The 24,281-nt window shown below is 71.0% G+C and carries 19 protein-coding genes and 4 pseudogenes; 13 read left to right on the forward strand and 10 right to left on the reverse strand.

Going from position 1 to position 24,281, the window contains the following annotated elements:
• Nucleotides 1-78: 78 nt before the first annotated feature.
• Together QQK29_RS00170 and QQK29_RS00175 are read left to right on the forward strand one after the other, a co-directional pair.
• Nucleotides 79-744, forward strand: coding sequence for a vitamin K epoxide reductase family protein (locus QQK29_RS00170; protein ID WP_284296786.1), 666 nt, complete (start codon nucleotides 79-81; stop codon nucleotides 742-744).
• Nucleotides 745-808: 64 nt separating this feature from the next.
• Entirely contained in the window at nucleotides 809-1,672 is an 864-nt protein-coding gene (locus QQK29_RS00175; protein ID WP_284296788.1) for a DsbA family protein, read from the forward strand.
• 140 nt (nucleotides 1,673-1,812) lie between these two features.
• On the opposite strand, the gene QQK29_RS00180 is transcribed toward QQK29_RS00175, so the two are convergent.
• The 7 genes and pseudogenes from QQK29_RS00180 to QQK29_RS00210 all read right to left on the reverse strand — a co-directional run bounded on the left by QQK29_RS00180 (nucleotide 1,813) and on the right by QQK29_RS00210 (nucleotide 9,783).
• On the reverse strand, nucleotides 1,813-2,616 hold the full coding sequence (locus QQK29_RS00180) for a tyrosine-protein phosphatase (RefSeq protein ID WP_284296790.1): 804 nt from the start codon (nucleotides 2,614-2,616) through the stop codon (nucleotides 1,813-1,815).
• Nucleotides 2,616-3,041 carry a nucleoside-diphosphate kinase gene (gene ndk / locus QQK29_RS00185; RefSeq protein WP_284296792.1) on the reverse strand — a complete coding sequence of 142 codons (426 nt, stop codon included), beginning with the start codon at nucleotides 3,039-3,041 and terminating at the stop codon, nucleotides 2,616-2,618. Before ndk ends, QQK29_RS00180 begins: the two co-directional genes overlap by 1 nt.
• Complete coding sequence (locus QQK29_RS00190; protein WP_284301860.1) at nucleotides 3,038-3,379, reverse strand: DUF4233 domain-containing protein; 342 nt, start codon at nucleotides 3,377-3,379, stop codon at nucleotides 3,038-3,040. Before QQK29_RS00190 ends, ndk begins: the two co-directional genes overlap by 4 nt.
• An 86-nt stretch (nucleotides 3,380-3,465) precedes the next feature.
• Nucleotides 3,466-4,853: pseudogene (locus tag QQK29_RS00195) on the reverse strand (bifunctional folylpolyglutamate synthase/dihydrofolate synthase).
• Nucleotides 4,850-8,111 (reverse strand): annotated as a pseudogene (gene ileS / locus QQK29_RS00200) (isoleucine--tRNA ligase). The pseudogenes QQK29_RS00195 and ileS overlap by 4 nt, the downstream one beginning before the upstream one ends.
• Before the next feature lie 272 nt (nucleotides 8,112-8,383).
• Entirely contained in the window at nucleotides 8,384-9,433 is a 1,050-nt protein-coding gene (locus QQK29_RS00205; RefSeq protein ID WP_284296794.1) for a DUF1648 domain-containing protein, read from the reverse strand.
• Complete coding sequence (locus tag QQK29_RS00210) at nucleotides 9,430-9,783, reverse strand: GntR family transcriptional regulator (protein ID WP_284296796.1); 354 nt, start codon at nucleotides 9,781-9,783, stop codon at nucleotides 9,430-9,432. The genes QQK29_RS00205 and QQK29_RS00210 overlap by 4 nt, the downstream gene beginning before the upstream one ends.
• 136 nt (nucleotides 9,784-9,919) lie before the next feature.
• On the opposite strand from QQK29_RS00210, the gene QQK29_RS00215 reads away from it, so the two are divergent.
• From QQK29_RS00215 to QQK29_RS00230, 4 genes and pseudogenes are all read left to right on the forward strand, one after another.
• Nucleotides 9,920-10,726, forward strand: a complete 807-nt coding sequence (locus tag QQK29_RS00215) for a hypothetical protein (RefSeq protein ID WP_284296799.1) — start codon at nucleotides 9,920-9,922, stop codon at nucleotides 10,724-10,726.
• A gap of 82 nt (nucleotides 10,727-10,808) precedes the next feature.
• Nucleotides 10,809-13,432: pseudogene (valS, locus tag QQK29_RS00220) on the forward strand (valine--tRNA ligase).
• A 2-nt stretch (nucleotides 13,433-13,434) separates the two neighbouring features.
• Nucleotides 13,435-13,875 carry a GNAT family N-acetyltransferase gene (locus QQK29_RS00225; RefSeq protein ID WP_284296801.1) on the forward strand — a complete coding sequence of 147 codons (441 nt, stop codon included), beginning with the start codon at nucleotides 13,435-13,437 and terminating at the stop codon, nucleotides 13,873-13,875.
• On the forward strand, nucleotides 13,875-14,066 hold the full coding sequence (locus tag QQK29_RS00230) for a hypothetical protein (protein WP_284296803.1): 192 nt from the start codon (nucleotides 13,875-13,877) through the stop codon (nucleotides 14,064-14,066). The genes QQK29_RS00225 and QQK29_RS00230 overlap by 1 nt, the downstream gene beginning before the upstream one ends.
• A gap of 60 nt (nucleotides 14,067-14,126) precedes the next feature.
• Here QQK29_RS00230 and QQK29_RS00235 read toward each other — a convergent pair whose 3' ends face one another.
• Nucleotides 14,127-14,924 (reverse strand): class I SAM-dependent methyltransferase, encoded by a 798-nt coding sequence (locus QQK29_RS00235; protein WP_284296805.1) that lies wholly within the window; start codon nucleotides 14,922-14,924, stop codon nucleotides 14,127-14,129.
• A 22-nt stretch (nucleotides 14,925-14,946) separates the two neighbouring features.
• Between QQK29_RS00235 and QQK29_RS00240 the strand changes: the two genes are divergently transcribed.
• The 6 genes and pseudogenes from QQK29_RS00240 (at nucleotide 14,947) to QQK29_RS00265 (ending at nucleotide 21,925) form a co-directional block, all read left to right on the forward strand.
• Nucleotides 14,947-16,962, forward strand: a complete 2,016-nt coding sequence (locus tag QQK29_RS00240) for a M3 family metallopeptidase (protein ID WP_284296807.1) — start codon at nucleotides 14,947-14,949, stop codon at nucleotides 16,960-16,962.
• A gap of 100 nt (nucleotides 16,963-17,062) precedes the next feature.
• Nucleotides 17,063-18,079: an iron-siderophore ABC transporter substrate-binding protein gene (locus QQK29_RS00245; RefSeq protein ID WP_284296810.1), complete on the forward strand. Its 1,017-nt coding sequence runs from the start codon at nucleotides 17,063-17,065 to the stop codon at nucleotides 18,077-18,079.
• A complete protein-coding gene (locus tag QQK29_RS00250) occupies nucleotides 18,076-19,122 on the forward strand; it encodes a FecCD family ABC transporter permease (RefSeq protein WP_284296812.1) in 1,047 nt (348 codons plus the stop codon). The genes QQK29_RS00245 and QQK29_RS00250 overlap by 4 nt, the downstream gene beginning before the upstream one ends.
• Nucleotides 19,119-20,182, forward strand: a pseudogene (locus tag QQK29_RS00255) (FecCD family ABC transporter permease). Before QQK29_RS00250 ends, QQK29_RS00255 begins: the two are co-directional and overlap by 4 nt.
• Nucleotides 20,179-20,979 carry an ABC transporter ATP-binding protein gene (locus QQK29_RS00260; RefSeq protein WP_284296814.1) on the forward strand — a complete coding sequence of 267 codons (801 nt, stop codon included), beginning with the start codon at nucleotides 20,179-20,181 and terminating at the stop codon, nucleotides 20,977-20,979. The pseudogene QQK29_RS00255 and the gene QQK29_RS00260 overlap by 4 nt, the downstream one beginning before the upstream one ends.
• Nucleotides 20,969-21,925 carry a siderophore-interacting protein gene (locus tag QQK29_RS00265; RefSeq protein WP_284296816.1) on the forward strand — a complete coding sequence of 319 codons (957 nt, stop codon included), beginning with the start codon at nucleotides 20,969-20,971 and terminating at the stop codon, nucleotides 21,923-21,925. Before QQK29_RS00260 ends, QQK29_RS00265 begins: the two co-directional genes overlap by 11 nt.
• A 7-nt stretch (nucleotides 21,926-21,932) precedes the next feature.
• Here the strand turns inward: QQK29_RS00265 and QQK29_RS00270 are convergent, their stop codons facing one another.
• Together QQK29_RS00270 and QQK29_RS00275 are read right to left on the reverse strand one after the other, a co-directional pair.
• The gene (locus QQK29_RS00270; RefSeq protein ID WP_284296818.1) at nucleotides 21,933-22,655 is read right to left on the reverse strand and encodes an MFS transporter; all 723 of its coding nucleotides are present in this window, start codon (nucleotides 22,653-22,655) and stop codon (nucleotides 21,933-21,935) included.
• A complete protein-coding gene (locus QQK29_RS00275) occupies nucleotides 22,652-23,176 on the reverse strand; it encodes an MFS transporter (RefSeq protein ID WP_284296820.1) in 525 nt (174 codons plus the stop codon). The genes QQK29_RS00270 and QQK29_RS00275 overlap by 4 nt, the downstream gene beginning before the upstream one ends.
• A gap of 117 nt (nucleotides 23,177-23,293) precedes the next feature.
• Between QQK29_RS00275 and QQK29_RS00280 the strand changes: the two genes are divergently transcribed.
• Nucleotides 23,294-24,262, forward strand: a complete 969-nt coding sequence (locus tag QQK29_RS00280; protein ID WP_284296823.1) for a hypothetical protein — start codon at nucleotides 23,294-23,296, stop codon at nucleotides 24,260-24,262.
• Nucleotides 24,263-24,281: the final 19 nt, after the last annotated feature.

Genomic DNA, 24,281 nt, shown 5'->3' on the forward strand with positions numbered 1-24,281 from the left:
CGGGGGCGACTGCCTCGATTATCGCATGAGATACCGTTTGCGGCATTTCCTCATCCGCGGCGTGGCAAGATCGAGCCCATGACCGAGGTCGCCGACGACACCGCCACCGAGCTCGAACCCGGCGACGAGTTCGACGAAACCGCTGACGCACCGGCACGCACCGCATCCCGCCCGTGGGTCTTCGGCATCTGGCTCATCGTCGCGGGCATCCTCGGTGAGATCGCGGCGTTCGCGCTCACGATGGAGAAGTTCCACGTGCTGCAGAACCCGGATGCCGTGCTCAGTTGCGACTTCAGCGTGTTCGTGCAGTGCGGCAAGAACCTCGACTCGTGGCAGGGAGCCGTGTTCGGCTTCCCGAACCCGATCATCGGCCTCATCGGCTGGATGGCGCCCATCATCGTGGGCGTCTCGGTGCTCGCGGGTGCGCGCTTCCCGCGCTGGTATTGGGCGGTCTTCAACGTCGGCGTCGCCGGTGCCATGGTGTTCGTGCTGTGGCTCGCGAGCCAGTCGATCTTCGACCCCTTCATCCGCACGCTGTGCCCCTACTGCGTGCTGACCTGGGCCGTCACCTACCCCGTCTTCTTCGCCGTCACCTTCCGCAACATGGCCGAAGGCGTCTTCGGGGCGGGGGCGCGCGCCGGCCGCGCACTGCTGCCGTGGGTCGCCCCCATCAGCATCGTGCTGCTGCTCATCGTGTTCGGCATCGCGCAGAGCCAGTTCCCGGTGATCCAGAGCCTGTTCTGAAACCCCTCTAGACTGACTCCGAGCTTTTCAGCATCCTCTTATCCCGACCCGTCAGGATCCACCCGTGACCAATGCGCCCCGGCCCACCAAGAACCAGCGCCGTGAGGAGGCCCGCGAGGCCGCCCGCGTCGCCCGTGAGAAGGCCCTGAAGCGTCAGAAGCTGCTCAAGTGGCTCATCCCGACCATCGCATCCGTCGCGATCCTCGCGATCGTCGGTGGCGTGGTGTGGGCCGTCGTCGCGTTCCAGCCGCCGCCCAAGAAGGAGGCCGGCCCCGCGAACATGATCAGCGACGGCATCGTCTTCGAAGCGGATGGCGACGGCGGCGTGCAGTACGTGCCGACCGCCGCGATCAAGAAGGGCGGCGACCCGGTCCCGACCGAGCAGCGCGAGGGCCTGCTGAACATCGTCACCTACGTCGACTTCTCCTGCCCCGCCTGCAAGCAGTTCGAGGAGGCGTACTCGGCTTCGATCCAGTCGATGGTCGCGCAGGGCGCCGCCACGCTCGAGGTGAAGCCCATCGCGATCCTCGACTACCGCGGGTACACGACCGATTACTCGACGCGCTCCAACAACGTCGGCGCGTGCGTCGCCAACTACGCGCCCGAGAGCTTCCTCGACGTCATGGCGGCCATGTACGCCCAGCAGCCGTCGGAAGGCGGCCCGGGTCTCGGCAACAACGCCCTCGTCGACGTGGTGAAGAGCGCGGGGCTCGACAACGACGATGTGAACGAGTGCATCACGGGCGAGAGCTTCCAGCCCTGGGTGAGCGCGGCCACCGCTCGCTCCTCGCAGGCCGGCGTTCGCAGCACACCGACGATCATCATCAACGGCACCCCGTGGGACCGCAACGCCTTCGGCAACTTCGAGGACTTCGTGAACGCCGAGCTCGCGAAGCTGCCGGTCGGCGACAGCGCGCAGAGCGAGTAGTCGCCCGCGGCTGACGCGGGTTTCGAGACGCGTCGGGCCTCCGGCCCGGCGCTCCTCAACCAGCTGAGTTGGCCGGGCTCAGGTGGCTGAGGAGCGCCGCGCAGCGACGCGTCTCGAAGACTCCTCCGTCGTGGCGGCCGCTACTCGAGGAGCCGCTCGCGGAGGTGATCCTGCTCGGCGTGCGAGATGCCGAGCGCGACCGTGAAGTACTGCTCGATCGTGCCGTACTCGGCGCGCATGGTGGCGAACGAGGTGTCGAGGTAGCTGCGGTCGACGCCGAGCACGGGCACGAGCAGCTCGCGCGGGGCCCCGTGCGCCTCGAAGCGCCGGAAGAGCGGCTCGAGCGCCGGCAGCAGTTGCTCGTTCGTGAGCAGGTACTCGCGGTAGACGTCGTCCTCCGACACCCCGAGCAGCGTCAACAGCGCCGCGGTCGCCCAGCCCGTGCGGTCCTTGCCCGTCGTGCAGTGGTAGAGCACCGGCAGGTCGTCGTCGTGAAGCAGCAGGCGGTAGAAGGTCGCCAGTCCCCGACGCGCGCTCGGCAGCGAGATGAACTCGCGGTAGGCCGCGCGCATCGCGTCGTCGCCACGACCGCTTTCGAGGAAGGCGAGCGCCTTCGCCGGCTCCCGGAAGAACGCCGCCATCTGCGCGGGAACCGCGATCTCGGAGTCGGCGAGCACATCCTCGAGCAGGCGACGCACGCCCTCGAGCACGCGATCGGGCTGGCTCTCGCGTTCGAGCGAGGTGCGGAAGTCGACGACGCTGCGGATGCCGAGCGCGACGACGGCATCCGCATCCGCTTCATCCAGCCGATCGAGCGCCGTCGAGCGGAACAGCACCCCGGTGCGCACGCGGCGCCCGTCGGTGGTCGGCCAGCCGCCCGCGTCGCGCAGGTTCGGCAGGGTCGCGAGAACGATGGCCTCGCCCGGCCCCGACAGCTCGGGCATCAGCCGCGCGGGAACCAGAGGCCGAGCTCGCGAGCCGCCGACTCGGGCGAGTCGGAGCCGTGCACGAGGTTCTGCTGCACCTTGAGACCCCAGTCGCGCCCCAGGTCGCCGCGGATGGTGCCGGGCGCCGCGCTTGTCGGATCGGTCGTGCCGGCGAGGGCGCGGAAGCCCTCGATGACCCGGTTGCCCGCGACGCGCATCGCCACGACGGGCCCCGACTGCATGAACTCGACGAGCGGCTCATAGAACGGCTTGCCCTCGTGCTCCTCGTAGTGCGCGGCGAGCAGCTCGCGGTCGGCCTGCAGCAGGCGGATGTCGACGAGCTGGTAGCCCTTCGCCTCGATGCGGCGCAGGATCTCGCCCGTGAGGCCGCGGGCGACACCATCCGGCTTCACGATCACGAGGGTCTCTTCGATGTCGGTCACGGGGTGTCTCCTTCTGGCGAGGTTGCGGGTGAGGGGGTTCCGGATGCCTGAGCGGCCAGCCAGGCCGCCTTCTGGCGGTCGATCTGGCGGCCGCGCACGAAGCAGTACACCCAGAGGGCGAGGAAGGCGGCGCCGACCAGGAACATCATCGGCTCGAGCAGGCCGGTCGCGATGATCGCGAGCTGCAGCACCGCGCCGAACCAGACGCCCCAGGTGTAGCGCTGGAGGGCCGCCGCGATCACGAGCACGACGATGAACATCGCGCCGTAGACGAGCGCGAGCCAGTCGGGATCGAGGCGGTCAAGGCCGAACACCACGAGCGACGCGAAGAACATCATGGCCGCTTCGAGACCGAGGGTGATCGAGAGGAGCGTCTCGGTGAGACTGCGCTCGCGCCGCACGCGGCCGGGTCGTCGGGCGTCGGTCATGGCTTCCACCCCTCGGCGGCGGCGAGCGTGAGCGCCTCCCCACGAGCGTGATCGAACCCGTCACGACGACCGCGCGGCGCGGCGACTCGGCTGCCCAGGCGCGTGCGGCGTCCATGGCATCCGCGAACTCCTCGTGCACGAGCACGGCGTCGGGCTCGACGTCGTCGCGCACGAGCTCGGCGAGTTCCTCGGCCGGGATCGCGCGCTCCGAGCTCGACCGGGTTACGTCGACACGGGCGGCCACCGAGGCGAGTTCGCGCACGATGCCGTGGGCGTCCTTGTCGGCGAGCACGCCGAGCACGATCACGTACTCGTCGAAGTCGAAGTACTCGCGCAGCGCGGCCGCGAGTGCGGCTGCTCCGTGCGGATTGTGGGCGGCGTCGACGAGCACCGTCGGCTCGATGCCCACGAGCTGCAGGCGACCGGGGGACGTGACCTGCCCGAGTCCCTCGGCCACGACATCCTGATCGAGCGCCACCGTGCCGTCGCCCAGGAACGACTCCACAGCGGCGATCGCGACGGCGGCGTTCTGCGCCTGGTGGTCGCCGTAGAGCGGCAGGAAGACGTCGCGGTAGCGCCCCACCCGCCCGCGGATGTCGACGAGCTGCCCGCCGACGGCGACGGTCGTCGATTCGAGGGCGAAGTCGACGCGCTCGATCGCGAGGCTCGCCTCGTCCATGCGGGCGGCCTCGCGCAGTTCGTCGAGCGCCTCGATCGGCTGGATCGCCGTGACGACCGACGCCGAGGGCTTGATGATGCCGGCCTTGGTGCGCGCGATCTCGGTGATCGTCGACCCGAGTCGTTGCGTGTGATCGAGCGCGATGGGCGTGAACACGGCCACCTGCCCGTCGGCGACGTTCGTGGAATCCCACTCGCCGCCCATGCCCACCTCGAGCACGATGACGTCGACGGGTGCGTCGGCGAAGCACGCGAAGGCGAGCACGGTGAGGGCCTCGAAGAAGGTGAGGGTCTCCTCGCCGTCGGCGGCGAGCTCGGCGTCGACGATGAGCAGGAACGGACGGATGTCGTCCCAGTTGCGCGCGAACGCCTCGTCGCTGATCGGCTCGCCGTCGATCATGATGCGCTCCGTCACGCGCTCGAGGTGCGGGCTCGTGAGCAGTCCCGTGCGCAGCCCGGTGGCACGCAGGAGCGACTCGATCATGCGGCTCGTGGAGGTCTTGCCGTTGGTGCCCGTGATGTGCACGACGGGCGCGGCCCGGTGCACATCGCCCAGCAGCTCGACGGCGCGTCGGGTCGGCTCGAGGCGCGGCTGCGGTGCCGACTCCCCCACGCGCCCGAGCAGCTCCTCGTAGGCGGCATCGGCCGCGCGACGGAACTCCGCCGCCTCGGCCTCCTCGTAGGGGTCCGGCTCGTCGGCACTCATGCGCGCTCCAGCTCGATCGTCACGGTGGAGGCATCGCCGACCGGCGTCGCTCCCCACCAGCCTCACCCGACACCAGGCTGGTGGCAAGCGTCTCGGCCGCGATCAGCTCGCGGTGCGCCTCGATCGCGGCCACGGCATCCGCGTCGCCCGTGAGCGTGAGCCGGATGCGGTCGCTCACCTCGAGCCCGGCGTCCTTGCGGGCCTGCTGCACGGCGCGCACGACGTCGCGCGCGAGCCCCTCGGCGGCGAGCTCCGGCGTGACCACGGTGTCGAGCACGACGTAACCATCGCCACTCAGGAAATGGATCGCGAGGTTCGCATCGCTCGACGTAAGTTCAAGTTCGTATTCACCGGGCTCGAGAGCAAAGCCCGCCACCACGGGACTCCCGTCACCGGTGATTTCCCAGTCCCCCGCCTTCGAAGCTCGGATGACCGTCTGAACGTCCTTCCCGAGTCGCGGCCCCAAGGCACGGGCGTTCACTACCAGGCGCCGAGAGACGATGTTGTCCTGGTCCTCATCCTCGCCGCGCGCGCTGTCATTGAAGATAACTCGCCTGACATTGAGCTCTTCGCAGAGAACATCCGAGAACGGACGAATGTCGGGCCCGTGCACCCCCGTTAGTGTGATCGAGTCAAGTGGCAGACGTACGCGCAAACCATGCGCCTTGCGCAACGCGAGTCCCGCCGAGGCGACCTCGCGCACGCGATCCATCGTGCGCACGAGCTCGGTGTCGATCGGGAACTCGGCGGGGTCGGGCCAGTCGGTCAGGTGCACGCTCCGCCCGCCGGTGAGGCCGCGCCAGATCTCCTCGGTCACGAGCGGCAGCAGGGGCGCCGCGAGCCGCGTGTAGGTCTCGAGCACCGTGAAGAGGGTGTCGAAGGCGTCGCGGTCGTCTCCCACCCAGAACCGGTCGCGGCTGCGCCGCACGTACCAGTTGGTGAGCACCTCGGCGAAGTCGCGCAGCGCCGCGGCGGCGAGCGGTGTGTCGAAGTCGTCGAGGTGCCGCGTGACCTCCTGGATGAGCTCGCGCGTCTTCGCGAGCAGGTAGCGGTCGAGCGGATGCGAGGAGTCGGTGCGGCGGGCGGCCTCGTAGTCGGCGCTGTTGGCGTAGAGCGTGAAGAAGTAGTAGCTCGACCACAGCGGCAGCATGACCTCGCGCACGCCCTGGCGGATGCCCTCCTCCGTCACGATGAGGTTGCCGCCGCGGATCACCGAGCCCGACAGCAGGAACCAGCGCATGGCATCCGCGCCGTCGCGATCGAAGACCTCCGAGACATCCGGGTAATTGCGCAGCGACTTCGACATCTTCTGCCCGTCGGAGCCGAGCACGATGCCGTGGCTCAGCACGTTCTTGTAGGCCGGGCGGTCGAAGAGCGCTGTCGCGAGCACGTGCATCACGTAGAACCAGCCGCGCGTCTGCCCGATGTACTCGACGATGAAGTCGGCCGGGTTGTGCCCCGGTTCTCCGTCGACACCGTCGAACCACTCGCGGTTCTCGAACGGGTAGTGCACCTGCGCGAACGGCATCGACCCCGAGTCGAACCACACGTCGAGCACGTCCTCGATGCGGCGCATCCTCGAGCGGCCGGTCGGGTCGTCGGGGTTGGGGCGCGTCAGCTCGTCGATGTAGGGGCGGTGCAGGTTCGGCTCGCCCTTCTCGTCGCGCGGCAGCATGCCGAAGTCGCGCTCGAGCTCCGCGAGCGAGCCGTACACGTCGATGCGCGGGTAGGCGTCGTCATCCGACTTCCACACCGGGATGGGGCTGCCCCAGTAGCGGTTGCGGCTGATCGACCAGTCGCGCGCGTTCGCCACCCACTTGCCGAACTGGCCGTCCTTGACGTTCTCGGGAACCCAGTTGATCTGCTGGTTGAGCTCGCCCATCCGCTCCTTGATGTCGGGCACGCGCACGAACCAGCTCGAGACCGCCTTGTAGATGAGCGGGTTGCGGCAACGCCAGCAGTGCGGATAGCTGTGCTCGTAGCTCTTGACCTGCAACAGCCGCTTCTCGGCGCGCAGCTTCTGCACGAGCGGCTTGTTCGCCTCGTCCCAGCGCAGTCCGGCGACATCCGGCACCTGCGGCAGGAAGCGTCCGCCGTCGTCGAGGGAGAGCACCACCGGGATGCCGGCGGCGGCACTCGTGACCTGGTCGTCTTCACCGTAGGCGGGCGCCTGGTGCACGATGCCCGTGCCCTCGCCCGTGGCGACGTAGTCGGCCACGAGCAGCTGGAAGGCCTCCGGGCCGTAAGCGTCGAGATAGTAGTCCCAGAGCTGGTCGTAGCGGATGCCGCCGAGCTCGGCCCCGGTGAAGCGGCGCGGCTCGATCGCGGCGAGCGCGGCAGCGGCATCCGGGTAACCGAGGTCCTTGGCGTAGGAGGCGACCGTGTCGGCCGCGAGCAGGAACCGGGCGGAGTCGCCCTCCAGACCGTTCGCGGCGCCGGCCGGGCCCGCGGGAACCACGACGTACTCGATCGCGGGGCCCACGGCGAGCGCGGCGTTCGTCGGCAGGGTCCACGGGGTCGTCGTCCAGGCGAGCGCGTTCACGGCCGTGAGCCCGAGCGCCTCCGCCTTCTCCCCCACGAGCGGGAAGGTAACGGTGACCGACTGGTCCTGTCGCATCCGGTACACGTCGTCGTCCATGCGCAGCTCGTGGTTCGAGAGCGGGGTCTCGTCGTTCCAGCAGTACGGCAGCACCCGGAAGCCCTCGTAGGCGAGGCCCTTCTTGTACAGCTCGGAGAAGGCCCAGATGACCGACTCCATGAAGGTCACATCGAGCGTCTTGTAGTCGTTCTCGAAGTCGACCCAGCGCGCCTGGCGGGTGACGTAGTCCTGCCACTCCTGCGTGTAGTGCAGCACCGACTCGCGCGCCTTCGCGTTGAAGGCGCCGATGCCCATCGCCTCGATCTGGCCCTTGGTCGTGATGCCGAGCTGGCGCATGGCCTCGAGCTCGGCGGGCAGGCCGTGGGTGTCCCAGCCGAAGCGGCGATGCACCTGCTTGCCGCGCATCGTCTGGTAGCGCGGGAAGACGTCCTTGGCGTAGCCGGTGAGCAGGTGGCCGTAGTGCGGCAGGCCGTTGGCGAACGGCGGGCCGTCGTAGAAGACCCACTCGGGCGCTCCTCGCGCGCCTCGACGGACGCCGCGAAGGTGTCGTCGGTCTTCCAGTGCTCGAGGATGCGCTTCTCGATCTCGGGGAAGCGTGGGGATGCGGGCACGCCCTCTCCGGCGTTCTCACCGGGGGCCGCGTTGCGGGGGTAGCTCATCCGATCCGTCCGTGTCGTGCGTGGAAATGTCACACGAGGACGACGGATGCCGCGGTACCACCTCGCTTGCCGCATCCGCTCTCCGAGGAGGCGTGTGCGACCGCTCATTCACGCGGTGACGGGCGCACCCGCTCGGGTCTACTGCCTCGCTCCTGGGTTTCGAGACGGCGCTGCGCGCCTCCTCAACCAGCGGAGAGGGGTTTCTTCCGAGGACTCCCCGGTGATGGCCGGATCGATGTCGGTTCGTCGATTCTAGCGGTGAATCGCGAGCGCTACCCGTTTCCGCGAGCGCTACCGGTCTGCGGGCCGCGCTCGCGGATTTCGGTAGCGCTCGCGGTGTACGCCGCGAGCAGGGCGGCGCCCGTCTCGGCGTCGTCGACGGTGACCACGAAGCGCCGTCCGTCGCGGCGTCGCACCTCGATCGCCTCGCCGCCACGCGTCACCACGCCGAAGCCGTTGCCGGGCGCCCAGCGCCACCCCCAGCCGCCGAAATCGGCGAGCGGCTCGATATGGGCCGTCTGCACGCGGTCGATGTCGGCGGAGCGGATGCGCACCCGCGGCCAGCCGAAGGGAAGGGAGCGTACGAGCAGTCCCGTGGCATCCACGCGCACCCGCCACACGGTGGCGATCGAGGCGAGGGCGAGCAGCAGCAGGGGCGCGATCGCGATGGGCCACAGCGCTCCGTCGCTGATGGCGATCGCGAATACGGCAGCGGCGAGCACGACGCCGAGGCCGCCGAGGATCGCGGCGAGCGCACCGGTGGGCACCCGCGTCGTCGCGATCCAGACGCTGCGCTCGCCGGGCACGAGCGTCAACGGCCGGGCGGGGGTCGCATCCGTTCCCGGGCGCACGGCCTTCGGCAGCACGAACCAGGCGGCCACCCCGACCAGCACGGAGCCGATGAGGGCGAGGCCGAGCCAGCCGTCGATGCCGGGGGCGTCACGGGCGTCGTCGAGTCCGCGCTGTACGGCGACGGATGCGGTGACGGTGCCGCCGACGAAGAGCGCGGTCACGAACGAGAGCACCGCGAGCAGCTTGTGGGTGACGGTCGGAGCCGCGCCGCGTGCCGTCGCCAGGAACGCCGCGAACATCGCCGTGAGACCCCCGGCGAGGCCGGCGGTGAGCGCGAGGGACGACCACGGGGCGCCGAATCCGTCGGGGCCGTCCGGCCCCCAGTGGATGGCGATCGGATCGGGCAGCTGCGGCAGCCAGGCGAGCTGGAGCGCGACGGCGACCGCTCCCGCGATGAGCGGAAGTCCGACGGCCACCACCCAGTACGAGAGGGGCAGGCGGGCGCGAGGCGGGCGGTCGGAGGCGGTCATGCGGGGTACTCCTCGCGGATCAGGGTGAGCAGGGTCTGGGGCGGAACCCCGGTGCGTCGTGCGTCGGCCACGAGGGCGCGCACGGCATCCAGCAGTTCCGAGCCGCGAGCGGCGGCGTCGGTGACGACGGCACCGCGGCCACGGCGCAGGTCGATGAGCCCTTCGTCGCGCAGCTGCTGGTAGGCCCGCAGCACGGTGTGCACGTTGACCTCGAGCGCCTCGGCGAGTTCGCGGGCGGCGGGAAGTCGGTCGCCCGGCCGCAGCGTGCCGCGGCTCGCGTCGGCACGCACGGATGCCGCGATCTGGTCGAAGATCGCCACCCCCGAGCCCGGGTCGATACGGATGAGCACGAGGCGATTCTATAGTTCTAGTTCATCTATAACAAGTCGGCTGCCCCGGGCTACCGTTCTCTCAGTGAATCGGCAGCGACGAGGCGAGGCCGCCGCTCTAGGCTGACCTGCAGAACACCGAGCGGGCGGAGCATCCATGAGCGACGACACCCCCACCCAGCGTTACCCCGACGGCTTCCCGCCGCCCGGGGGTCGGCCTCCGGGCGAGTCGGGTCAGCCGGACGCGGCACCCACCGGGCCGACGCAGCCGCTCGTGCCAGCGGAGTCCGGGCCGGAGTCGCTGCCGCCCGAACCGGCGCCGCCCGCCGCGTCACCCCTCGCCGATGCACCCACCGAGCGCTTCGCCTCGCCGGATGCGTTCGCCGCCGCGTCCGTGCCACCCGCCGTCGTGCCTCCCGCGGGCACGCCGCCGCCCGGCGGACGCACGAGCGACGACGAGCGCCGGAGCCGCGGCCTCATCATCGGGCTCGCGATCGCGGGCGGCGTGCTGCTGCTCGCGCTCATCGCGCTGCTCATCTGGCTCGCGACGTCGCAAGCGCCCACCGCCGAACCGACCGAATCGCCGACGCCCTCCGCGAGCTCCTCCGAGACTCCCACCCCGACCCCGACGCCGACCGAGACAGAGGAGCCACCCCCGCCTCCGCCGCCGGCCGACGCGATCGCGACCTTCACCGCATCCGCCGAGCAGGTCGACTGCACGGCCGCGGGAGGCACCTCCGTGCCGGTCACCTTCAGTTGGGCGGCAACGGGCAACCTTCTGTGGTTCGGCATCGGTACCGACGACGCAAGTGTGAATCCGTACGAGAGTGATCTGCCCCTCAATTACACGATGGACGTCGACTACCAGTGCGGCCAGCCCGGCCAACAGCAGCGCTACACGATCACCGTCGAACGCACCGACGGCACCCACGAGTCGAAGACGCTCATCATCCGCGAGATCTGATCCGCGCCGGTAGGATCACAGGGATTGCCACACTCAGGCACCCCGTGACGCGGTGCCGCATATATCGAACCGGAGTACCGCGATGACCGACGTGTCAGCCATCCCTGAGAAGCCCGCACTCGAAGGGCTCGAAGCGAAGTGGCGGGACGTGTGGGACGCGGAGGGCACCTTCCGATTCGATCGGGATGCCGCGCTCGCCGCCGGCAAGACCGCGGTCTTCAGCGTCGACACCCCGCCGCCCACGGCATCCGGCAGCCTGCACATCGGGCACGTGTTCAGCTACACGCACATGGACCTCATGGCCCGGTTCCAGCGCATGCGCGGCAAGCACCTGTTCTTCCCGATGGGCTGGGACGACAACGGCCTGCCCACCGAGCGCCGCGTGCAGAACTACTACGGCGTGCGCTGCGACCCCTCCCTCCCCTACGTGCACGATTTCGTGCCGCCGCAGGAAGGCGGCGAGGGCAGCTCCGGCAAGGCTGCCGATCAGCTGCCCATCTCGCGCCGCAACTTCGTGGAGCTGTGCGAGCGCCTCACCGCCGAAGACGAGGTGCAGTTCGAGGAGCTCTGGCGCACCCTCGGCCTCTCGGTCGACTGGTCGCTCACCTACCGCACGATCGGCGACGAGGCGCAGCGCGCCGCCCAGCGCGCGTTCCTGCGCAACCTCGCGCGCGGCGAGGCGTACCAGGCGGATGCGCCGACGCTGTGGGATGTGACGTTCCGCACCGCGGTGGCCCAGGCCGAACTCGAAGACAAGGAGCAGCCGGCCGCCTACCACCGGGTGTCGTTCCACAAGGCAGACGGCGGCACGATCGAGATCGAGACGACCCGCCCCGAGCTGCTGCCGGCCTGTGTGGCTCTCGTGGCGCATCCGGACGACGAGCGCTACCAGCCGCTCTTCGGCACGACCGTCACGACCCCCATCTTCGGCGTCGAGGTGCCCGTGGTCGCCCACCACCTCGCCCAGCAGGACAAGGAAGCGGCATCGCCATGATCTGCACCTTCGGCGACGTGACCGACGTCGTGTGGTGGCGCGAACTCGGGCTGCCGAACCGCACCATCCTGGGCTTCGACGGCCGCATCCTGGCCGAGGCGCCCGCCGAGGAGCTGTTCACGGATGCCGGGCGCGCCGCCTACGCGGAGCTCGCGGGCAAGACCGTGTTCAGTGCCAAGGCCCGCATGGTGGAGCTGCTCGCCGAGTCGGGCGACCTCATCGGCGAACCGCGCAAGATCACCCACCCCGTGAAGTTCTTCGAGAAGGGCGACAAGCCGCTCGAGATCGTCTCGACCCGCCAGTGGTACATCACCAACGGCGCGCGCGACGAGAAGCTGCGCGACGAACTGCTCGCGGCCGGGCAGGAGCTGGCGTTCCACCCCGACTTCATGCGGGTGCGCTACGAGAACTGGGTGGGCGGCTTGACCGGCGACTGGCTCATCTCGCGCCAGCGCTTCTTCGGCGTGCCGATCCCCGTGTGGTACCCGCTCGATGCCGACGGCGAGCCGGTTCGCTCGCAGCCGATCGTGCCGTCCGAGGATCAGCTGCCCGTCGACCCCTCGTCGGATGCCGCCCCCGGCTACGACGAGAGCCGGCGCGGCGTGCCCGGCGGCTTCGTGGGCGAGCACGACATCATGGACACCTGGGCCACCTCGAGCCTCACCCCGCAGATCGCGGGCGGCTGGGAGACCGACCCGGAGCTCTTCGACCTCGTGTTCCCCTACGCACTGCGCTCGCAGGGGCAGGACATCATCCGCACCTGGCTCTTCTCGACCGTGCTGCGCGCCCGTCTCGAGCACGGCCAGACCCCGTGGCGGCACGCGGGTATCTCGGGCTTCATCGTCGACCCCGACCGCAAGAAGATGTCGAAGTCGAAGGGCAACGTCGTGACCCCGCAGGGCCTGCTCGACGAGCACGGTTCGGATGCGGTGCGCTACTGGGCGGCGTCGTCGAAGCTCGGAACGGATGCGGCCTTCGATCCGCAGAACCCGAAGCAGATCAAGATCGGCCGCCGCCTCGCCATCAAGGTGCTCAACGCGGCGAAGTTCGTGTACTCGTTCCCCGGTGCGACGCCCGCCCCGGTGGTTGAGGAGCGTCGCGAAGCGACGCGTCTCGAAACCACCGCCATCACGAACCCTCTCGACCTCGACATGCTCGCCGAGCTCGCGCGTGTCGTTACGGAGTCGACGCGCGCCTACGAGGCCTTCGACCACGCTCGCGCGCTCGAAGTGACCGAGCAGTTCTTCTGGACCTTCTGCGACGACTACCTCGAACTCGTCAAGGAGCGCGCCTACACGGGCGAGGGAGCCGCTCAGGCCTCGGCCGTCGCGGCGCTGCGTCTTGCGATCGACGTCATGCTGCGACTGCTTGCGCCCGTGATCCCCTTCGCCACGGAGGAGGTGTGGAGCTGGACGCACGACGGTTCCGTGCACACCGCCGCCTGGCCGACCGTCGAGGAGCTGCCCGCCACCGAGCCCCGCGGCCTGCTCGCGGCCACGAGCGCGGCGCTCATCGGCATCCGCCGCGCCAAGACGGATGCCAAGGCCTCGCAGAAGACGCCCGTCACGTCGGCTGTGCTGGCGGGGCCCGCGATCCTCGCCGAGGCGGCCGACGACCTCCGGGCCGTGGGACGCATCGCGCGCCTGGACCTGACCGAAGCGGACGAGGTCGCGGTGAGCGACGTCGTGCTCGCCGAGCTGCCGGAGGGATGACCATGCCCACGACCGTCCGTCCGCTCGCCGAGGGCGACGCCGCGCGCTGGCGCGAGCTGTTCCACGCCTACGGCGTCTTCTACGAGACCGAGTTCTCGAACGAACTGCTCGAGCGGGTCTGGGCGCTCATGATCGAGCCGGGCTCGGGCATCGACGCGCTCGTGGCCGAGCATGACGGGCAGGTCGTGGGCATCGCGCACTACCGCTCGCATCCCGACACCTTCTCGGGCGGCCGCGACTGGTACCTCGACGACCTCTTCGTCGACCCCGCCGCGCGCGGTGCCGGCGCCGGGCGCGCGCTCATCGAGCACATCGCCGAGCTGTCGGCGGGCACCGGTGGTTCGTTGCGCTGGATCACGGCCGACACCAACGAGACGGCTCAAGCCCTGTACGACAAGGTCGCGACCCGCACGCGCTGGGTCACCTACGAGATGAGGCGCTGATGCAGCTCGGAACCCGCTGGCCGGTGGGAGGCGCGGTGCCGCCCCGCCTGCCCGAGGAGCTCGTGGCCCGCATCCGCGAGGTCGAGGCGCGTCTCGATCCCGCGGATGCTGCCCGCATGCGCTGGACCCTCACCTGGCTCGAGGGCCGCCCCGTCGCCGAGCTCGACGACGGCACGATCCTGCGCGGCTGAGCTCCCGACGGCGGTTTTCGAGACGCCGCTGCGCGGCTCCTCAACCGCCTCGACACCGCACTACCCCCGCGCGAGGATCTCGCCGTGCGGGAACACCATCCAGGCGTTCGGGTCCTCGGCCCAGTGGGCCCAGGCCGTGCTGATGGCCTGCAGGTCGGCACGCGTCGCGAAGCCCTTGCCGATCGCGTCGTCGGCGAAGGCCGAGGCGAGCACGCGGTCGCGCCACATGCCGCCCCACCAGGTGCGCTCGCCGTCGTCGGAGAAGCACCACACGGATGCCGTCGAGGTCACCTCGGTGAACCCCGCCGCGCGCGCCCACTGCTTGAGCCGCCGCCCCGCATCCGGCTCGCCCCCGTTGCTGCGGTGCACGCGCTGATAGAGCCGCTCCCACGACTCGAGGCCGAGGGTGAGCGGATGCAGCACCACGCCCGCGTAGTCGCACTCGCGCACGGCGACGAGCCCGTCGGGGCCCACCACCCGGCGCCACTCGGCGAGCGCCGCGACGGGGCGCGCCACGTGCTGCAGCACCTGATGCGCGTGCACCACGTCGAACTCGCCGTCGGCATACGGGAGCGCATAGGCGTCGGCCACCACGAACTCGACGTTCGTCACCCCGCGCTCGGCGGCGTGGGCGCGCGCCTGCTCCACGACCTCGGGTGAGGCGTCGACCCCCACCACGCGGCCGGGCGCGACGAGCTCGGCGAGGTCGACCGTGATCGTTCCGGGGCCCGCGCCGACGTCGAGGATCGACATGCCGGGTCGCAGCTGCGGCAGCAGGTAGGCGGCGGAGTTGAGTGCGGTGCGCCAGATGTGCGACCGCAGAACGCTCTCGTGGTGCCCGTGCGTGTAGTGCTCCATGGTGCCAATCTAGGCTGGCGAGGTGACCAATCCCTTCCTCGCCGAGAGCACCCTCCCGTTCCAGTTGCCGGATTTCGCCGCCGTGCGCGAGGAGCACTTCCGGGAGGCGTTCGAGCTCGGCATGACCGAGCAACTCGCCGAGGTCGCCGCGATCACCGCGGATGCGGCATCCCCCGACTTCACCAACACGATCGAAGCGCTCGAGCGCTCGGGCCGCGTGCTCGACCGGGTGGCGACCGTGTTCTTCACGCTCGCGTCCTCCGACACGACCGACGGCATCCAGGCACTCGAGGAGGAGCTCGCGCCCCGGCTCGCCGCGCACCACGATGCGATCGTGCTCGACCCCGCGCTCTTCGCACGCGTCGACGCCGTGCACGCCGCTCGCGAGAGCCTCGATGCCGAGCAGCGCTACCTCGTCGAGCGCCGGCACATCGAGATGGTGCTCGCGGGCGCGGCCCTCGACGACGCCGCGAAGGAGCGCCTGCGCGAGCTCAACCAGCAGATCTCGACCCTCATGACGCGCTTCGAGAAGAACCTGCTGAACGACACGAACGAACTCGCGGTGCACGTGACGGATGCGGCCGAACTCGCGGGCCTCGCGCCGTCCGAACTCTCGGCCGCCCTCGAGGCGGCCGCCGCGCGCGGGCTCGAGGGCTGGCTCGTGACCCTCGTGCTGCCGACCGGCCACCCCTGGCTCGCCTCGATCGAGGTGCCCGCGACGCGCGCCCGCATCATGCAGGCGTCGCGCTCTCGCGGTACCCGCGGGGGCGACTTCGACAATCGCGAACTCGTGCTCGAGCTCGTGCGGGCACGGGCCGAGCGGGCCCGGCTGCTGGGCTTCCGCGATCACGCCTCGGCAGTCACCGCGGATGAGACGGCCGGCTCCCCCGCCGCCGTCGCCGAACTGCTCGGTCGCCTGGCGCCCGCCGCCGCCCGCAATGCCACAGCGGAGCGCGAGGAGCTGTCGGCGAGTCTCGGCTCGCCCGTCACCGCATCCGATTGGGCCTTCGCCGCGGATGCCGTGCGCCGTGAGCGCTACGACCTCGACACCGCGGCCCTGCGCGCGTGGTTCGAGGCCGAACGGGTGCTGCACGATGGCGTGTTCTTCGCGGCCGAGCGCCTCTACGGTCTGCGCTTCGTCGAGCGACCCGAGCTGCGCGGGTGGAACGACGAGGTGCGCGTGTTCGAGGTGAGCGACGACGACGGCCCTGTGGGGCTCTACCTGCTCGACCTGTACACGCGCGACTCCAAGCGCGGGGGCGCGTGGATGAACTCGCTCGTGTCGCGCAACGAGCTGCTCGACCAGCCCGCGGTCGTCACCAACAACCTCAACGTGCCGCGTCCCGCCGCGGGCGAGCCGACGCTGCTCACGCTCGACGAGGTCGAGACCTTCTTCCACGAGTTCGGGCACGCGCTGCACGGGCTGTTCGCGCACGCGCGCTATCCGAGCCTGGCCGGCACCAACGTGTTCCGCGATTTCGTCGAGTTCCCGAGCCAGGTGAACGAGATGTGGGCCATGTGGCCCGAGGTGCTCGCGAATTACGCACGGCACCACGAGACCGGCGAGCCGCTGGATCCGGCCATCGCCGAGCGGCTGCGCGAGGCCGAACGGTTCGGCCAGGGCTTCGGCACGAGCGAGTACCTTCAGGCAGCGCTGCTCGATCAGGCGTGGCACACGCTCGACGTCGAGGCGGCGGAGGCCCTGACGGATGCCGCCACCTTCGAGCGGAACGCGCTTGCGGCGGCGGGGCTCGCGGATGACGCCGTGCCGCCGCGCTACGCGACCACGTACTTCGCGCACGTGTTCTCGGGCGGCTACGACGCGGGCTACTACTCCTACATCTGGAGCGAGGTGCTCGACGCCGACACCGTCGAGTGGTTCCGCGAGAACGGCGGTCTCACCCGGGAGAACGGCGAGCGGTTCCGTCGACTGCTGCTGCAGGCCGCGGGCACGCGCGATCCGCTCGAGGCCTTCCGCGACTTCCGCGGGCGCGACGCCGCGCTCGAGCCGCTGCTCGTGCGGCGCGGTCTCGGGTAGCGGTCTCGAATCACCGCCCCACGTTGACAGCGCGGCACCGCACGTGGTTAGGATTGCCTAACCTCACTTCGAGGTCTCCTCCCACTCGAAAGGACCCTCGTTGCGCGCGCTCCGCTGCCTTCCCCTCGTTCTCGCCGCTGCGGTCGCCTTGACGGCATGCGCCGGCCCGACCGCCGACACCGCGGCCGAGGGGCCCCGCGACGACGCGGCGTTTCCGGTGACGATCGAGCACGCCTTCGGCGAGACGACGATCTCGCAGAAGCCCGTGCGGGTCGCGACCGTGTCGTGGTCGAACCAGGAGGTGCCGCTCGCACTCGGAGTCGTGCCTGTCGGCATGGCCGCGGTCAGCTGGGGCGACGACGACGGAGACGGCGTGCTGCCGTGGGTCGAGGACAGGCTCGCCGAGCTCGGCGCCGACACCCCGGTGCTCTTCGACGAGACCGACGGCATCGACTTCGAGGCGGTCAACGACACACGACCGGATGTGATCCTCGCCGGCTACTCCGGTCTCACCCAGGAGGAGTACGACACGCTCTCGAAGATCGCGCCGGTCGTCGCCTATCCCCAGGTCGCCTGGGGCACCTCGCTCGAGGACATGATCCGCATCGACGCGAAGGCGCTCGGGCTGGATGCCGAGGCCGACGCGTTCATCGACGAGCTCCACGGTGAGATCGACGCCGCCCTCGAGGCCAACGCGGTCATCCGTGACAAGAAGATCCTGTTCTCCTTCATCGACCCCTCGGACTTCAGCCAGATCGGCTTCTACACCTCCCTCGACACCCGCCCCGGCTTCCTCGCGGGTCTCGGCCTTCCCGAGCCGAGCATCGTCCAAGAGGAGTCGGCCGGAAGCGACGCCTTCTACACCTCGGTGAGCGCCGAGCAGGCCGAGCGCTTCGCCGACGTCGACATCTTCGTCACCTACGGAGATCCCGACGGCGACCTCGTCGAGCGGATGCAGGCCGACCCGTTGCTCTCGAAGATCCCCGCGATCGCGGCCGGGCACGTCGTGATCCTGCCGGACTCGACCCCGCTCGCCGCCGCCGCGAACCCCTCGCCGCTCTCGATCGGTTACAACATCGGCGACTACCTGGCGCTGTTCGCCGCCCAGGTCGGGTGAGCGTCTTCACCGCGCCCCTCACGCCGCCGGATGTCGCGATCCTGCGGCGCCCGGCGGCGATCCGTGTCACCTGGCTCATCGTCGCGCTCGTCGCGCTGCTCGCCCTCAGCATCGCCTCGCTCGCGATCGGCACCCGCACCGTCTCGGTCGAGGAGGTGCTCGCCGCCCTCACCGGCGACAGCTCGAGCATCGGCGCCGCGGCGGTGACCGCACGCATCCCGCGCACCGTGCTCGCCCTGCTCGTCGGCGCCGCACTCGCGCTCTCGGGAGCGACCCTGCAGGCCGTCACCCGCAATCCGCTCGCCGACCCCGGCATCCTGGGTCTCTCGATGGGCGCCTCGCTCGCGGTCGTGTGCGGCATCGCGTTCTTCGGCATGGCCGACCCGGTGGCGACGCTCGTGGTGGCGATCGTCGGATCGAGCGCCACCGGAGTGCTCGTCTACGCGATCGGCTCGCTCGGCCGCGACGGCGCGACTCCGCTCAAGCTCGCGCTCGCCGGTGCCGCCACCGCGGCAGCGCTCGGCTCGCTCGTGAGCGCCATCATGCTGCCCCGCGCGCAGTCGCTCACGAGCTTCCGGTTCTGGCAGATCGGGGGCGTCGGCGGTGCGGTCTGGGATCGCATCCTGCTCGTGCTGCCCGCGCTCGTGCTCGGCGCCATCCTCGTGCACGTGTGCGCGCGCGGCATGAACTCGCTCGCCCTCGGCGACGACATCGCCGTCGGCCTCGGCGAGAACGTCGCGCGCACCCGCATCGTCTCGGCGGCGGGTGCCCTCATCCTGTGCGGTGCGGCCACCGCGATCGCAGGCCCCATCGGCTTCGTCGGCCTCATCGTGCCGCACCTCTGCCGGCTGCTGGTCGGCACCGACCACCGCTGGCTGCTGCCCGTCACCGCCGTCGTCGGTGCGGGGCTGCTGACCGCAGCGGATGTCGTGGGGCGCGTCATCGCGCGCCCGGACGAGGTCGAGGTGGGGATCGTCACGGCCCTCATCGGCGCACCGGTCTTCATCGCGCTCGTGCGCCGCCGGAAGATGCGTGAGCTGTGAGCACCGCGACCCTGGCTACGGCATCCCTCGCCCCGCACACCCCGGGCGAGCTCGCCGCCGGCCGTCGACGCCGTGCCCGGCGCCGCGCCGTGCGGGTCGCAGCCCTCGCGGTGCTCGTCGCGGCGGCCTTCGCCGTCACGCTCATGATCGGCAAGACCTTCTACGGGCCCGAGGACGTGATCCGGGTGATCCTCGGCCAGCAGGTGCCCGGAGCCTCGTTCACGGTGGGCGAGCTGCGTCTGCCGCGTGCCTCGCTCGGGATCCTCGCCGGCTTCGCCTTCGGGGTCGCGGGGGTGACCTTCCAGACCATGCTGCGCAACCCGCTCGCCTCGCCCGACATCATCGGCATCACCTGGGGCGCGAGCGCCGCGGCCGTCGTCGGCATCGTCGTGCTGTCGCTCGGCGATACGGCCGTTTCGGCCCTCGCCCTCGCGGGCGGGCTCGTCACGGCGCTCGCGATCTATCTGCTCGCGTTCCGCCGTGGCTTCTCGGGTGCCCGACTCATCCTGATCGGCATCGGCGTGGCGGCGATGCTGCAGAGCGTCGTGGCGTGGGTGCTCTCGCGCGCCTCCGACTGGGATGTGCCTGCCGCGATGCAGTGGCTCGCGGGCAGCCTCAACGGGGCGGCGTGGGAGCGGGTGGCCCCGCTCGCGCTCGCGAGCCTCGTGCTGCTGCCCGTCATGTTCGGCCTCTCGCGCGACCTCGGTGTGCTCCGCCTCGGCGACGACGCGGCGGCCGCGCTCGGCGTGCGAGTTCCCCTGGCGCGGCTCGTGCTCATCCTGGGTGCCGTCGCCCTGCTCGCGATGGCCACCGCCGCCACCGGCCCCATCGCCTTCGTGGCCTTCATGGCGGGCCCCATCGCGGGGCGCCTGCTCGGGCCGGGTGCGTCGCTGCTGCTGCCCGCGGGTCTCGTGGGCGCGCTGCTCGTGCTCGTCGCGGATGCCGTGGGCCAGTTCGCCTTCGACACCCGCTTTCCGGTGGGGTCGTCACGGGCGCCCTCGGCGCCCCGTTCCTCATCTCCCTGCTCGCCCGCACCGCCCGCCACGGAGGCACGCTGTGACGCTCGACCACCGCCTCGAGGCACGCGAGGTGACGCTCTCCTACGGCGACCGCACCGTCGTCGAGAACCTCGACCTCGACATCTCGCCCGGCCGCATCACCGCGATCGTCGGGGCCAATGGATGCGGCAAGTCGACGCTGCTGCGCGCACTCGCCCGGCTCATGGCGCCCGCGCAGGGTCGCATCCTGCTCGACGGCGAGCCGATCCGCTCGCGCGCCTCGAAGGAGGTCGCGCGGGTCGTCGGCCTGCTGCCGCAGAGCCCGCTTGCGCCCGACGGCATCACGGTGGCCGACCTCGTGGGCCGCGGGCGGCATCCGCACCAGCGCCTGCTCGCGCGCTGGAACGCCCAGGACTACGAGGCGGTCGCCGACGCACTCACGGCCACCCACGCCACCGACCTGGCCGAGCGCAGCGTCGACGAGCTCTCCGGCGGGCAACGTCAGCGCGTGTGGGTCGCGATGGCGCTCGCGCAGCAGACCGACATCCTGCTGCTCGACGAGCCCACGACCTTCCTCGACGTCGCCCACCAGATCGAGGTGCTCGATCTGCTCGCCGAGCTCGGACGCACGCGCGGCACGACGATCGTCATGGTGCTGCACGACCTCAACCTCGCCGCGCGCTACGCCGACGAGCTCGTCGCCATGTGCGAGGGACGCGTCGTCGCGTGCGGAGCGCCCTCGGAGGTGCTCGACGCCGAGCTCGTGCAGCAGGTGTTCGGCATCCGCAGCCACGTCATCGACGACCCGGTGTCGGGCAGTCCCCTCGTCGTCCCGATCGGAAGGCATCATGTCGCCTGAGTCCCTGACCGCAGCGGTGCTGACCGGCCCCGTGGTGACCCCGCGCCGCCTCGCGAGCGAGCCCTGGGTCTTCGCCCGCGTGGCCGTCGAGCGCATCGTGGATGTCTCCCCCACCTTCCGGCGGTTCGTGTTGCGCCCCGACGAGCCGGGCGTGCTCGCCGACCCGGGCTTCGATCAGCGCATCAAGCTCGTGCCGCCGAGCCCACAGGGCATCGAGCGCATGCCGACGGATCCCGACTGGTATGCCGCGTGGCGCGCGCTCCCGCAGCACGAACGGCCGCCGTTCCGCACCTACACCGTGCGCGGCGTCGACGACGGGGCCCTGCTCGTGGACTTCGCTCTGCACGGCCCGGACGGCCCGGCCGCGCGCTGGGCCACGGACGCGGCCCTCGGTGACGAGCTGCTCGTGCTCGGGCCGCACGCCGCGCACCCGGGTCCGCACGGCGGCGTCGACTTCGTGCCCCCGGCGCGCACGGCTCACCACCTGCTCGCGGGCGACGAGACCGCGGCCCCGGCGATCGCGCGGATCCTCGAGCAGCTGCCGGCGGATGCGCGTGGCACCGCCGTCGTGGAGCTGCCGCGCGCGGGCGACGCCGACTACCTGCCCCGGCATCCGGGCTTCACCGTGCACGCGCTCACCCGCGAGGGAACCGGGCACGGCGAGCTGCTCGTGGAGCACGTCGCGCGCATCGCGACCGAGCTCGTCGAGGCGCATCCGGGGGTCGAGCCCGAGCCGATCGACATCGATCACGAGCTGCTCTGGGAGGTGCCGCGCAGCGCCCGCGGCGGGGCGGCGCTCGCGAGTGCGCCGCTGTATGCGTGGCTCGCGGGTGAGGCGGGGGCGATCACCCGCATCCGCCGTCACCTCGTGAAGGAGCTCGGCGTGGATCGGCGAGCCGTCGCCTTCATGGGCTACTGGCGGCACGGACGCGCCGAGAACTCCTGACGCCGGTTCAGCCGGCGCGCGCCGCGCGGTGGGCGATGATCGTCACCCCGGCGGCGGCGAGCAGGAACATCGCGGCGAGCAGGAACCAGCCGAGGAGCCCGAGGCTGATCGCGGTCCACGTGATGATGAGCGGGCCCACCATCGAGGCCAGCGCGAACGCCATCGAGTACATGCCCTGGTAGGCGCCCGGGCGTCGCGCGTCGGCGAGCTCGTAGCTGAGCCCCCACGCCCCGGCCTGCGAGAGCACCTCGGAGAGCGCGTGCAGCACGGAGGCCGCGATGAGCAGCACCACGGCACCCAGCACCGGGATGCCGGCCGAGGCCCCGTAGAGCACGCAGCCGAGGGCCATGAGCACGCCCGCGACCGCCGTCACGTTGCCCGCGCGCCGCAGGTCGTGGGTGCCCCGCGAGAGCGGCACCTGCAGGGCGATCACGAGCACGGTGTTGACGATGAACATGATCGAGACGAGGTACTCGGGTGCCGTGGTGTCGTGGGCGACCCACAGGGGGATGCCGATGTTGAGCACCACGAACTGGATGGCGAAGACCGCCGCGAAGATCGAGAAGGCCAGGTAGCGCGGGTCGCGCCACGGGCTGCGGCCGACCTCGGGGGCGGCCTCGGCATCCGCGTCGTCCCCGCGCGCCCGGCGGGGTGCGTCGACGCTCGACGGCAGGCGCAGCAGCAGCACCGCGCTGCTCGCGTAGGCGAGGCCACCCACCACGAGGATCACGCGATACGCCTCGGGGTTCCGAGGGCGAGCGCGATCGCTCCCACGCCGGTGCCGACGGAGATGCCGATGTTGGTGACGGTGCGCAGCACCGCGCGATTGGTCACGCGGCTCTCGGGGTCGAAGGCGCGCGCGATGATCGCCGAGCGCACCGAGCCGTTGGTGCCGAGGGCGATGGAGATGAGCGCCTCGGCGACGATCGCCGCCCAGAACTCGGTGACGAAGGCGTAGGAGGCCAGCGCGAGCCCGGCGAGCACGACACCGCCCACGAGCAGCGCACGCGCCGAGATCGTGTCGGCCAGGTGCCCGCCGAAGTACGACGCCGCGACACCGACGCCCGAGCCGACGGCGAACACGAGCGCAACCTGCTCGGCCGGCAGCCGCGCGATGAGCGAGAGGTAGAGCACGACGAGCGTGAGCGCGACCCCGCGGCCGACGGTGCTGATGAGCGTCGCGATCGTGAGCGAGCGCAGCACGGGGTCGGCGAAGGTGCCCCGCAGGCGCGCGCCGACCGGCACGCGCATGCGGGGGCGTCGGTCATCGCTCGTCCTCCCGAGGTCAACGTGCGCCGAACCGGCACCGTCGTCCAGGCTAACCCGCACGTGGGACGCCGATGACCGGTCATCGATCGACACATTGCGGTGTCGCGTCGCGCCGCGACCGCGCATGGCGCTACTCTGACGCGAACGCCCCACCGCATCCCGAACCCGGAGGCCGATCTGTTCTCTCTCACCCGGATGCGGCAGCACGCGGGCGTGTTCGGCTCCCTGCTCGTGGTCGCGGCGATCGTCAGCGGTCTTGCGCTCGGTGTGCTCGCCCTCATCGACCGCGCCGCGGCCGCGGGCGTGCGCGGCGAGCTGGCGACGCACACGGGCGAGGACGCGGCACTGCGCCTGTCGCTGCTGCTCACGACCGAGGAGACGGCCGCGGATGCCGCGGTGCGCGGGCTGCTCGCCGACGCGTTCCAGCGCGACGGCGCGCCGATCCCGGTGAGCGTGCAGCACGAGGTGCGCACGACGCTCGGGGTGCCCGTGGAGCGCCTCGACACGACGGGGCTCGAGGAGAGGATGCGACGGCGAGCATCGTCGCGGCGACCATCCCCGATCTCGCATCCGCGGCGACGCTCGTCGCGGGCGCCTGGGGCGACGGCGCGGACGAGGCCACGCTGCAGGCCGACGCCGCGGCCGCTCTGGGACTCGCGGTCGGCGACCGCCTCGAGCTGGCCGGACGCGAGCTCACGCTCGTGGGCATCTGGCGCGTCACCGACGGCCTCGCGGCGCGCTGGGTCGGCGATGCGCTCACCATCCGCGGCACCGACGACGCACGCCTGCCGTCGTTCGGGCTGCTCATCGTCGACGACGCCGTCTGGCCGAGTCTCGCCGAGGAACGCCGCGACGTCTGGACGATCGTGCCGGGCACCGACCTCGAGGCCGCCGACCTCGCGCCCGTCGTGGTGGCCTGGGAGGGCATCGAGGCCGGCGTCAAGGGGCTCGGAGTCGGTCGGAGCTTCGAGAAGAGCGGCCACTTCGCCCTCACGGCGCGCGAACTCGACCGGAACGTGCGCGCGCTCGACGCGATCGGTCCGGCGTCGCTGCTGCTCGTCGCGATGATCGCACTCGTGACGTTCAT

This window comes from Homoserinibacter gongjuensis (assembly GCF_030161875.1).
Taxonomy (GTDB): domain Bacteria; phylum Actinomycetota; class Actinomycetes; order Actinomycetales; family Microbacteriaceae; genus Homoserinibacter; species Homoserinibacter gongjuensis.

Coding starts and splice junctions, on each gene's coding strand:
- QQK29_RS00170 (WP_284296786.1), top strand. CDS start 79: ATGACCGAGGTCGCCGACGACACCGCCACCGAGCTCGAACCCGGCGAC.
- QQK29_RS00180 (WP_284296790.1), bottom strand. CDS start 2,616: ATGCCCGAGCTGTCGGGGCCGGGCGAGGCCATCGTTCTCGCGACCCTG.
- QQK29_RS00190 (WP_284301860.1), bottom strand. CDS start 3,379: ATGATGTTCTTCGCGTCGCTCGTGGTGTTCGGCCTTGACCGCCTCGAT.
- QQK29_RS00205 (WP_284296794.1), bottom strand. CDS start 9,433: ATGACCGCCTCCGACCGCCCGCCTCGCGCCCGCCTGCCCCTCTCGTAC.
- QQK29_RS00215 (WP_284296799.1), top strand. CDS start 9,920: ATGAGCGACGACACCCCCACCCAGCGTTACCCCGACGGCTTCCCGCCG.
- QQK29_RS00225 (WP_284296801.1), top strand. CDS start 13,435: ATGCCCACGACCGTCCGTCCGCTCGCCGAGGGCGACGCCGCGCGCTGG.
- QQK29_RS00230 (WP_284296803.1), top strand. CDS start 13,875: ATGCAGCTCGGAACCCGCTGGCCGGTGGGAGGCGCGGTGCCGCCCCGC.
- QQK29_RS00235 (WP_284296805.1), bottom strand. CDS start 14,924: ATGGAGCACTACACGCACGGGCACCACGAGAGCGTTCTGCGGTCGCAC.
- QQK29_RS00265 (WP_284296816.1), top strand. CDS start 20,969: ATGTCGCCTGAGTCCCTGACCGCAGCGGTGCTGACCGGCCCCGTGGTG.
- QQK29_RS00275 (WP_284296820.1), bottom strand. CDS start 23,176: ATGCGCGTGCCGGTCGGCGCGCGCCTGCGGGGCACCTTCGCCGACCCC.